Genomic DNA, 11,089 nt, shown 5'->3' with positions numbered 1-11,089 from the left:
GCTGAAATTGGCCGTGCCGTCGAAGGAGCCGCCGACGATGACATTGCCGGCGCTGTCCACCGCGAGGGCGTAACCAGATTCGTCACCCTGGTTATCGCCCGAGGTGGGACTGCCAAACTGTTTGGACCAGAGGCAGACGCCGGCGGGAGAGTATTTCGCTACAAAGATATCGTACCAACCCGCGCTGGTCATCGCGCCGGAGGGCGCCCCGAAATTGATCGTGTTGGCGAAATACCCGGTCACAAACACATTGCCGTTGGTATCCACCGCCACGGCCTGTCCCTGGCTTACGCCAGAGCCCGACGGCGCCACGGCCCACTGATAGGTGCCGTTGGCCGCGTACTTGGCCAACATCACGCTGGTGCCGGAAGTCCCCGAAATCGTGGCACCCCCGAAGCTGACGGACCCGCTGAAGTCCCCTGTGAGCAGGACACTGCCATCGCGTTTGTCCACGGCCACGGCGCGGCCATCGTCTTGCGAGGCTCCGCCATGGACCCAGGACCACAAGTACTTCCCGGGTGTGCTGCTGGTGGAGGTGAAGTTGGCGACCAGGTTGCGGTTGGCGGTTGCGGTAAAGCTGTAGGTCGGGGTGGAGGACACGACAGAGCCGTTCTCCGTCCAGCTGCTGAAGCTGTAGCCGGAGGCCGGGTTGGCGGTCAGGGAAACGGTCGTGCCGCTGATGAACAGGCCGTTGCCCAGGCCGGAGATCGTGCCACCGTTGGACGGGCTGGCAGTGCCGGTGATCGTGTAAATTGCCGTGAAGTTGGCCACCAGCGTCACATTCCCATTAAGTTGGAAGCTGTAGCTGGGAGAAGTGCTGACCGTTGTCCCATTCTGGGTCCAATTCACGAAGCTGTAGCCGGCATTGACCGTCGCCTGGGCGGTGACGGTGGATCCGCTCGAAAAAGTGCCATTCGGGGTGGTCGTACCGCCAGCCACGGGGCTGGCGCTGGTGGCGACCGTGTAATTGACGGCCGCCGCGTTCACCGTCAGGCTGAATGTCTTGGTGATCGTAGACCCGCCGGTGCACTGTACCGTGAAGCTCGCGGTTGTCGCCGCGGTGGGTGTGCCGCTGAGCACGCCTCCGCTGCTCAGGGTCAATCCCGCCGGCAAACTGCCCGCACTGATTGACCAGGTGTAGGGCGTCGTGCCGCCGGTGGCTGTGAACGTCCCGCTGTACGCCGTGCCCACCGTCGCCGACGGCAAGGGTGAGGCCGTTGTAATAGTCAGTGCTGCTTGTGTCGTCGCTAACACCGCCGCGCTCTGCGCCGAGGTGTTGCCAGCGTTGTCGTAGGCTGCGACAGTGAGGGAGTAGGTCGTGCTCGCCGACAGACCCCTGAGAACGGCACTGGCGGTCGTCGAAGACGCGATCACAACGCCGCTGCTATAGATGTTATAGCCGGCCAGGCCCGAGCCCCCGGAATCGGTCGAAGCGTTCCAACTCAGGCTGATCGTGCTGGAAGAAACTACGCTTGCGGTCAGTCCGGTCGGCACACTCGGGGGTGTCGTATCCGTCGCCGCCTGAGTCGTAACCGAAACCCCAGTGCTCTGCGCCGAGGTGTTGCCGGCGTTGTCATAGGCTGCCACGGTAAACGTGTAGGTCGTGCTCGGCGACAGACCGGTGGCCGAGTAGCTGGTGCTGGCTGTGGTGGTCAGCAGCACACCGTTCTTATAGATCTTGTAACCGGCCAGACCCGAACCGCCCGTATCGGTTGACGCGCTCCAACCCAGGTTGACCTGGCTGGAGGAAACCGCGCTGCCGGTCAAGCCCGTCGGTACGGTCGGGGCCGTCGTGTCCGCCGCTGCTGGCGTCGTGGCTGAAACCGTGGTGCTCTGCGGCGAGATGTTGCCGGCATTGTCATAGGCTGCCACAGTGAACGAATAGGTTGTGCTGGGCGACAGGCCCGTGACCGAGTAACTGGTGCTGGCCGTGGTGGTGAGTAGCACACCGTTCTTATAGATCTTGTAACCGGCCAAACCTGAGCCGCCGGTATCGGTGGAGGCGCTCCAACTCAGGTTGATCTGGGTGGAGGAAACCGCGCTACCGGTCAAGCCCGTCGGTACACTCGGGGCCGTCGTATCCGCCGCTGCTGGCGTCGTGGCGGAAACCGTGGTGCTCTGCGCTGAGATGTTGCCGGCGTTGTCATAGGCTGCCACAGTGAACGAATAGGTTGTACTCCCTGCCAAGCCGGTGTTGGAGTAGCTGGTGGCCGTCGTTGTGGTAATCAAAACGCCGCTGCGGTAGATCTTATAACCGGCCAGGCCCGAGCCGCCAGTATCGGTCGAGGCGCTCCAACTCAGGTTGATCTGGCTGGAGGAAATCACGCTCGGCGTCAATCCTGTCGGCACCGTCGGGGCGGTCGTGTCCACAGCCTGGGTCACTGTGTAAGTCGCAACGGTCGCCGTCCCGTTGAGAATCGTGATTGTACTGGATCGTCCCGCCGAACTGCTGTTGAGATCCACCGTATAGTTGACCGTTGAGCCGCTGACGGTTGGATGGATCCAAGTGGCCGGGGTGCTCGTCGTCCAACTGCAACCGCCCACCACGGTCACGGTGAAACTGCCGGAACCGCCGGTCGAGGCAATCGTTGGGCTGCTGGTGGCGGACAGCGTGTAAGTACAGGGGATGTCGACGACGACATTGACTGGAGTAGAAGCCGATGTGCCGCCGACGCTGTCATACGCCTTCGTGGTCCAAGTGTGCGAGCCGTTATTAGCTGCCGTGATCGGCCAGTTTAGCGTGTACGGACTGGTTGTGACGGTGCCCATAAGTGCCCCGCCGTCATAAAACTCCGTCTTGGTGATCGCGGCATTGTCGGTTTGATTGATGGACGCGGTCGCTGAAATCGTTTGCGCAGAAGTGTAAGTACTGCCGGAGGTCGGGCTCACAATGGCAACACTGGGTGTGATGACGCTGATCGACGAAGAAGTATAGCGTGCCTTGGTCGCCGCCACTGAACTGACCTGGTAGTAGTACGTAGCCCCGGGCGTGACAGCCGTGTCGGTATAGCTCGTCGCGCTCGCCGCCAACGTCGCTATGTCGACATAGCCGGATGTCGCTTGCAGGCTGCGGCTGACGACGACGTTTTTCTCGCTGGTCGAGTTATCGGTCCACGCGAGAGAAACCTGCTGAAAAGACTTGCTCGTGACGCTGAGGTTCGTCGGGGACGTGGTGGCCGCCGACGCGCTCACAACGAACATCCCGGTTAGACAGAATGCGAGAAACCACCTGGCGGCAGTAGATGTGAATGCCGACGGAAGATCGGGCTCGCAAGAACCATAAATGGAGCGTTCAGAAACTCTAAACGACTTGGGCGACTTCGTTTGCAACTGGTGTAACTCCCTCTTCACTGCAACGGCGCTTCAACGCACGCAACGTGGCGGCGATTTGGCCGAGCTGGGCTTGCTCCGTCAGGGCGAGGAGTTCCCGCGCGGCCCGGTTCAACTGCTGGGTTTCGCATGGCCTCATGACCACGACATCGACTCCGTGCACGGCCGCCCGCAGCCGGGCATCGGCATCCGCGGTAGTGGCCATGACCGGCAAGTGAGGTTGACTGGTGTTCAACTGTTCCGCGAGCTGCCAGCCATCTCCGTTCGGCAAATCCAAATCAACCACCACCAGGTCGGGCCGGCGACCAAACCGCAAAGCTTGCGCCTGTTCAGTGTTGCCGGCGGTTATCAACTCGTAGCCGTCGGCGGCAAGAGTGTCCGCGAACGAGTTCCACGCCGGGCTTGCGTCGGTTACCAACAGAATTCTCTTTTGCTCTGGCATTGGGTTCATTGTATGATGTGGCTGAGGTTGAGCGCTTGCTTAGCAGCCAGCATGCCCATTGAGAAAAGATGCATTTTCGCCCATGAAACTGACGATTCTGCCTGATGGGAACAGGGAAAATGGCAATTGGGTTTGCACTTGTGGCAAAGTTTTTGTCAGTTTTTCGCGTTTCGCCCTCATCCGGCGTTTATCATTCGCATCCTTGCAAGCCAGTATTTTGCTTGGCTTGGTGGTAACCATCTGATGACGTTTTCCCGCAAAAACCGTTTGATCTTGCTGAGTGCGGTCACCTTGGCGGTGCTCGTGTTCGGGGTTCAGGCAGTCTATCGTCTCTTCACCACGCGCCGCAGCGCGATCGACGAACTAATCTGGCTGGAGCAAATGCAAGCGGAGTTCGCCTTGATCGCGTCCAACGTTCCACCGGCGCTCGCCGAGTTGAATACGGACTGCCTTGCCTTCGCGGCGGACAAAGACCGGTCCGCATTGGCCCGCTTTCAAGGACAGAGTCGGCAACTTGCCGAATGGATCGAACACCGTCGTGCCGTCGCGCCGCGGATGAAAATCGTCGTGTCCCACCCCTTCGAATTCACGGCAGATGTCGGGCACCGCTACGATGAAATCCACGACTTCTACCAGCAGTATTTGTCCGCTGCGGGTGGATTGACCAACACAGTCGCGCGGTCCGTCGATCTTGAGCAACGCCTGAAAGCCTACCAGCCCGTCGAGCAGAGCACATTGCAACTCCTGACGGCCGCCAGCGAGGCGGGTGCGGACGCGCACGCAATCAGCCTCTTCATGCATGGGTCGCAGCAATGGTTTCCGCGATTGCGTTCCGTTGCGGCAGCGGTCGTGCTGTTGGCCACCTTGAGTGGTCTGTGTCTCCTGCTAATCCTGGAGGTGTACCGGGCCGTCATTCGACCGCTACGGAAAGAACTTGTCGAGAGCGTAAGCACGATCGAGCAGCAGCAGCAGCTTGCCCTCCGCGGCGAACATGCAGCCGCCGTAGCCCACGAAATCAAGAATCCGTTGACCGCGATCAGCGTGCGGCTCCACACCTTGCAGCGTGCCCTGCTGGAAGGCAGCGCCGAACACGAGGACGCGCTCGTCATTCGCGACGAGATTAACCGGCTCAATCGCATCGTCGGCGATTTCCTGCAACTCGCCCGACCGGCGGAGCCGGAGCTGGTCACGGTGTCGGCTGCCACCGCGCTGCAGGAAGTCCGCGACCTGTTCGCCCCGCAATTCACCCGGCAGGCCATCAACCTGAAGCTCGACGCAGTGACGGACGCCCGTTTTCGCGCGGATCCGCATCAGATCAAGCAGGTCCTCATCAACCTCGTCAAGAATGCCGGCGAGAGCATCGGGCGCAACGGGACCGTCACCCTGCGCGCCCGCAAAGCTACTGAAACGTTGAAGGGAAGGCCAACCGGCGTGGTGGTTCTGGAGGTCCAGGACGACGGCCGCGGCATTACTCCAAAAATGCAGGAGCGCCTCTTCGAACCATTCTTTAGCACCAAGGAGGACGGCACGGGACTGGGTTTGCCGATTGCGTGGCGGATCGTGGATAAACATGGTGGCGTGCTGGATTTCCGAACCACCGAAAATCAGGGCAGCATCTTTCGCATCGTGCTACCCTGCTGCGAGGAAGGCTAACGATGCCCAAAGTTCTCATCATCGAAGATGACAAAGTGATGGCCGCCACGCTGAAGCGCTTCCTCGAAGCGGAAGCGTTCGAGGGCGTGGAAGACTACGTTGTCGACCTGGTTGACCAGGCCGATGTGGGCCTGGCGCGCGCGCGCAGCGAATCTTTCGATATCGTCATCACCGACCTGCATCTTCAGGGCGATTTCGGGTCCACCGACGGCCTGCGAATCATCAGTGAACTGCACGCTGCCAAACCGCAACTGCCGATTATCCTGATGACCGCCGACAGCGCGACCCGGTTCGCAATCGAGGCCATCAAACTTGGCGCGTATGAATATGTGCTCAAGGAAACGCAGCAGTTTGTCGCCAACCTGCTTTCTGCCGTCACGCAAGCGGTGGATGGTTACCGGCGGATCTCCGAGCCGGTCGGTTTCGGGCACGCCACAACTGCCAGGCATGCGATTATTGGCACCAGCCGCGTGATGCAGCAGGTTTACAAGGACATCGGGCGCTTCGCAGGGTCGCCGGTCACCGTCCTCGTGCAGGGGGAAACAGGTACCGGCAAGGAGCTTGTGGCGCGTGCGTTGCAGCAACACAGCTCCCGCAAAGACCAGCCGTTCGTCACCATCAACTGCGTGGCGATTCCAGAAACGTTGCTCGAAAGCGAACTCTTCGGGCACGAGCGCGGCGCGTTTACCGGCGCGGACGTGCGACGCATCGGGCGCTTCGAGCAAGCGCATGGCGGGACGATTTTTCTCGACGAAATCGGCGATATGACGTCGGGCACGCAGGCGAAACTGCTCCGTGTCTTGCAGGAAAAGTCCATTTGCCGGCTCGGCAGCAACGAGGTCCTGCCCGTGGACATCCGCATCATCGCCGCGACGCATCGCGACCTGACGGCGGCGATCAAGGAAAACAAATTTCGGGAAGATCTCTACTACCGCCTGAACGTCGCCGCGATCCGACTGCCGCCGCTCCGCGAGCGTCCGGAAGACATTCCGGCATTGTTGAACCATTTCATCCAGCGTTTTGCCACCGAATTGGGCGCTACGGTGTGCGGGGTTCGGCCGGAAGCCATCGTCGCCCTGCAACAGCACCCGTGGCCCGGCAATGTTCGCGAATTGGAAAACGTCGTGGCCAAATTTATGTTGCTGGCGCATGGCCAGACAATCACGGCGGACATCGTTCACAGCGCGCTCGGTGAACGCCGCCAGCCTCCGCCCTCACAGGACCAAACGATCTCGCAATACGTCAGCGATCTGCTGCACCGTGCCGCACGCGGTGACATAAAAAACGTTGAAACCGCGTTGACATGGGACGTCGGGTACGAACTGTACCGGCAAGCCATCGACCTCGCCCGCGGCAATCAGGTTCGGGCGGCCAGGTGGCTCGGGGTATCGCGCCCGACGATGCGGAAGAAGCTTGCCCTTTACGGACTACTGGGCAACGAGGGAACGGGCTTGCCGGATGAATCGGGAAACCAGAAGAATCACACGGCACCTCACTCAGGGTGAGAGCGGTTTGACGAAGCCCCATTTTGCGGCGCCGGGACCTTTGGGGTGCAGCGTGACTGTTGAGGTGACCGGTTTCCACGGGTTGCCGAAGACACAGAAAAAGTAGACGTAATCGGTTGGCTGGGCGCCGGTGAATTCGACGGCCGGCACGTACAGGAATACGTCGACGCCCGATGGCTTCGGGTTGCGGTGCGGATCGATTTGCACGACGACATCGTCCCAGGATGGATCGCAGTCTGTTCCGGTTTGCGTCGCGTAATCCCAACAACTCTTGTCCAGGTCCCAGCGCTTCACGCCAATGTCACCGAGATCGGTGGTATTCCGCGCCGGCGTGGCCGCGGTAAAAATTTCAATCGTATCCAGCGAGAGAACGGCCCCTTGCACGTCCAATGCGAATTGTAGGAAGTCCGTGCCGTTCAGCGACACGACCGGCACGTCCTGTACCTGTACGATCTTCTTGCGATTGTAGTCGCCGGCGATCCCGGTGGCGTTGATCTGCAAGAACGGTACGAAGCGTCCGTTGGTCACCGTCGCGCTCGACACCCACTGGAGGATGGCCCCGTGAACTTCCGCGATGTCGTTGTTGATGAGGTCGACCTCGACGACGCCCGCACGTCCGGCCGACGGTAAGATGAACGCCAACGCCACCAGCAAACGCTGCCACCGGGCAGCGCCGCACACTGTTCGCACAATACTCGCCTTCACTTGGCTAAACGAACTAGCACCGTGTGTGCCACAAAATTACTGGCCTGCATGGCAATTATTGCAAGCTGCTTGGGTGGAAAGACAAGCCTACGAATGGGGGAGCCGCGGCCTTGATCGAGATGGCGCCGCGCGCAGCAATGCTGAGAAACATCGCTTGCAAGAATGCTGGAAAGCAGTATCGGTCGACTCAATCATGCGTCGCCGAGATTGAAAAATTGAGCGACTCAGACGACACTGGGAGGCACGTTTGTCCGCGCCGTTTCGCCGCGGGCTTGGCGAACATTGGAGACGAATGAAACGAGAAACCCTGGCATTGGCAATCTGGCTCGGTCTGGCGGTCGCCCATGGACGGGCAGAAGGCAAGCCGCATATTGAGTTCGACAAGACGGTCTACGATTTCGGCGCCAGCTCGGAAGGAGCGTCGATCACGGGTAAATTCTCGTTCCGAAACGCAGGAGATGGCGTTCTGAATGTGCAAAAACCCGATCCTTCGTGTGGTTGCACGGTTGCCCAGGTGCAGCCGGATACATTGCCCCCCGGCGCGAAGGGTGAGCTGGTCTTTACGTTGGATCTGACCAATGCCCGCGGCGCCGTCGAGAAACACATCACGGTCCCGAGCAACGACCCCGCATTTCCGGAGCTGCTTTTAACAATCAAGGGGCAGGCCAAGGCGTTGTACGATTTCGACCCGCCGATGATATTTCTTGATGGGGTTGCCGCTGGCCAAACGTCCCGCGCGGCTGTGAACGTCAAGCGTCTCGACGGCAAGAAACTCACGATCACAAAAGTCGAACCCGGCACAGAGACACTCAAGGTGGTAATCGACAAGGAAGACGCTTTGCATCCGCAGGCAGCCCGGTTTGGCGTCGAAGTCGCCGGCACCGGCGTGTCGGGAGATTTCTCCGACATTCTCAGCGTGTACACGGATGATCCGGCGAAACCTGCGTTCCTTGTCCCCGCGGCCGGGCGATTTCTCAGTTCGATCGTCCTTGCACCCCAGGCTGTGGATTGGACCATACCAGACGCCACTCACTGGCCCGCGTCGACCTCGAAAGAAGCTGTCATCCAAAAGATTATTGTCACCTCAAACCGGTCCGACAAGCCATTGGAACTGGGGGACATCGCCAGCACGTTGGAAGATTTGCTTGTGAAAGTAACGGAGCTTGAAAAAGGCCGCAAGTTTGAGGTGACGTTGAAGCTGGACAACCCTCTCAAGGAGTCAACGCGCGGCCGGCTCACGTTTGAGACAAATTATCCGGAACAACCATCCCTCGAGGTTCCGCTAACGATCAGAGTAGCCGCTCCCTGACACGCCGGCTGTGCGTGTCATCCGGTGCGCCCAATCAATATATTGATCGCGATTGACCCGCGCCGCAGAACCGGTTAGAACACTGCGGCGATTGTCTGATCGCAAGATGGCTATTCGCCCTTAAATCGTTATATTTGCCTGGCAGAATCAGATGTGGAGAGGTACCGAAGTGGCCAAACGGGGCAGACTGTAAATCTGCTGGCTTACGCCTTCGGTGGTTCGAATCCACCCCTCTCCACCATTTTTTTCAGCCGCCACCGCCAAAGGCTGGTTGAAAAGAAACCCCGCTTAAGTCAGAGTGCAGCATGCGATTCGCCTCGGCGCTGACAACCAAAACGGATTGGGCAGAAGCTGCGGAGGACCTGGGCCGCCAGGTCGCCACGCAACTCGGCCCCGCCAAGACCGAACTGGCGGTGCTTTTCGCCCACCCAAAGTTTGTGCCCCAAATCAACGGCCTCGTCGAGGCGGTGCAAAAGGCGGTGGGAGCCCGACATTTGGTTGGCTGTACCGGAGCGGGAATCATTGGAGTCGATCAAGAGGTTGAACAGCAGCCGGCGATTTCGTTGCTGGTAGGGGAGTTGCCCGGCGTCGAAGTCGCGCCGTTCCACCTGGACGAGAAAAACCTGGAGGAATCGACCGGCCCGGACTTCTGGCATTTCCAGCTTGAACTTGAACCCGATGCATCGCCCCAGTTTCTCATGTTCGTCGACCCGTTCACGACGCATGCGGTCCAGCTTGTCGATGCGTTGACGGAAGCTTATCCGCGAGCGCCGATCATCGGCGGACTGGCCAGCGGTGCACACCAGGCTGGCGAGAATCGGCTGTTTCTTGATGGCAAGGTTTATGAGGATGGGGCAGTGGGCGTCGGTCTGACCGGCAAAATCGCGTTGCGAACGGTTGTCTCGCAGGGTTGTCGGCCGATCGGCCAACCGTTGGTGGTGACGCGCGCCGAAAAGAACGTGGTGTTCGAGCTCGGCGGACGGCCGCCGATGAAGATTTTGCAGGAGATGCTGCCGCAGTTGCCCTCGAAGGATCGGCAATTAGCGCGCTCGGGCCTGTTGTTTCTGGGCCGCGTGATCAACGAGTACCAGGAGGAATACGGTCGCGGCGATTTCCTGATTCGCAACCTCATCGAGAGCGATCGAGAGTCGGGCGCCCTGGCTGTGGCCGATTTGATGCGAACGGGCCAGACCGTGCAGTTTCAAGTCCGGGACGGCGAGACAGCGGACGAGGATTTGCGACAGTTGCTGCAACAGGAACAGCGCTTACTGGTGGGGAAGCCGGCGCGCGCCGCGCTGCTCTTTACCTGTCTCGGACGCGGCGAGGGCATGTATGGCTCGGCGCATCACGACGTCCGCGCGGTGCAGCAAAGTCTTGGGCCACTGCCGGTTGCGGGGTTCTTCTGCAATGGTGAAATTGGCCCGGTCGGCCAGCGCGCCTTCGTCCATGGTTTCACCAGCGTGCTTGGGCTCTTCACAGAGCCTGCGCCGTAGGGGTGGCCCCGGGCAGAAAACGAAACGCCCCGGCGTCGCAATGCCAGCCGGGGCGTTTCCCATGATCCCGCAGGCCGGGATCAAACCGCCTGTGCCAAAGCTCCTTCCACGGCCTTCACCAACTTCTTGCGGTCGACCGGGGTGGGAAAATAGTCAACAACGCCTTCGCTCAAAGCCTGCGCGTATCCATTCCAATCGCCGTCACGTGTGACGACGAGCAGGGGCAGATCTTTGCGGCTCAATCGCGCCGCGTGCACCAACTCCATCCCGCGCCGGCCACGCATGGCCTCCTGGATAATGACGAAGTTGTATTGCTTCGCCCAGTCTTCCACCGTGCTGAAAGCGCGTTCAGGATCGCTGATGGTGGTGACGGAATAACCCTGGGCACTCAAGACATCCTGGACAACCTGCTGATCTTTCGGACAGTCTTCGATTAGGAGAACAGTACCGTGCTTCAAAATATTCCTCCTCTCTCCCCCAACAACTCGCCTCCCCAACACTAGGACTGAATCGCGCGATGTCAATCGCAATTCCGGAAATTCTGAATCTCACCGATCATTGAGCGACCGGCACTCTCTTTCACGGCCATTGTCCGCACACTGGATTCTGCCGTTGCACTCCGTCTGCCGCAAGTGGAAGACGGACCGATCCG

Annotated in this window: 8 protein-coding genes and 1 tRNA gene; 5 read left to right on the top strand and 4 right to left on the bottom strand. The window is 60.1% G+C overall.

The features are described 5' to 3' along the window. Both VNL17_15570 and VNL17_15565 read right to left on the bottom strand, forming a co-directional pair. Nucleotides 1-3,192: fibronectin type III domain-containing protein (locus VNL17_15570; GenBank protein HXI85500.1), on the bottom strand; the 3,192-nt coding region annotated here is incomplete at its 3' end. A 109-nt stretch (nt 3,193-3,301) separates the two neighbouring features. Continuing rightward, entirely contained in the window at nt 3,302-3,772 is a 471-nt protein-coding gene (locus tag VNL17_15565; protein ID HXI85499.1) for a response regulator, read from the bottom strand. A gap of 243 nt (nt 3,773-4,015) precedes the next feature. Here VNL17_15565 and VNL17_15560 point away from each other — a divergent pair, with 243 nt between their 5' ends. Further along, nucleotides 4,016-5,425: an ATP-binding protein gene (locus tag VNL17_15560; protein HXI85498.1), complete on the top strand. Its 1,410-nt coding sequence runs from the start codon at nt 4,016-4,018 to the stop codon at nt 5,423-5,425. A gap of 2 nt (nt 5,426-5,427) precedes the next feature. Then, nucleotides 5,428-6,930 carry a sigma-54 dependent transcriptional regulator gene (locus tag VNL17_15555; GenBank protein ID HXI85497.1) on the top strand — a complete coding sequence of 501 codons (1,503 nt, stop codon included), beginning with the start codon at nt 5,428-5,430 and terminating at the stop codon, nt 6,928-6,930. Here the strand turns inward: VNL17_15555 and VNL17_15550 are convergent. Further along, nucleotides 6,922-7,620 (bottom strand): hypothetical protein, encoded by a 699-nt coding sequence (locus VNL17_15550; protein HXI85496.1) that lies wholly within the window; start codon nt 7,618-7,620, stop codon nt 6,922-6,924. The genes VNL17_15555 and VNL17_15550 overlap by 9 nt on opposite strands. Before the next feature lie 307 nt (nt 7,621-7,927). Here VNL17_15550 and VNL17_15545 point away from each other — a divergent pair, with 307 nt between their 5' ends. The 3 genes from VNL17_15545 to VNL17_15535 all read left to right on the top strand — a co-directional run bounded on the left by VNL17_15545 (nt 7,928) and on the right by VNL17_15535 (nt 10,437). Next, nucleotides 7,928-8,944, top strand: a complete 1,017-nt coding sequence (locus VNL17_15545; GenBank protein ID HXI85495.1) for a DUF1573 domain-containing protein — start codon at nt 7,928-7,930, stop codon at nt 8,942-8,944. A gap of 155 nt (nt 8,945-9,099) precedes the next feature. Further along, a tRNA-Tyr gene (locus tag VNL17_15540) sits at nt 9,100-9,185 on the top strand. A 64-nt stretch (nt 9,186-9,249) separates the two neighbouring features. After that, on the top strand, nt 9,250-10,437 hold the full coding sequence (locus VNL17_15535) for an FIST N-terminal domain-containing protein (GenBank protein ID HXI85494.1): 1,188 nt from the start codon (nt 9,250-9,252) through the stop codon (nt 10,435-10,437). A gap of 80 nt (nt 10,438-10,517) precedes the next feature. Here VNL17_15535 and VNL17_15530 read toward each other — a convergent pair whose 3' ends face one another. Continuing rightward, nucleotides 10,518-10,895, bottom strand: coding sequence for a response regulator (locus VNL17_15530; GenBank protein ID HXI85493.1), 378 nt, complete (start codon nt 10,893-10,895; stop codon nt 10,518-10,520). Nucleotides 10,896-11,089 lie beyond the last annotated feature (194 nt).

It is taken from the genome of Verrucomicrobiia bacterium (genome assembly GCA_035577545.1).
Taxonomy (GTDB): domain Bacteria; phylum Verrucomicrobiota; class Verrucomicrobiia; order Palsa-1439; family Palsa-1439; genus Palsa-1439.
Note: the sequence above shows the minus strand (reverse complement) of the source record. Positions and strands in the feature narration are given on the sequence as shown.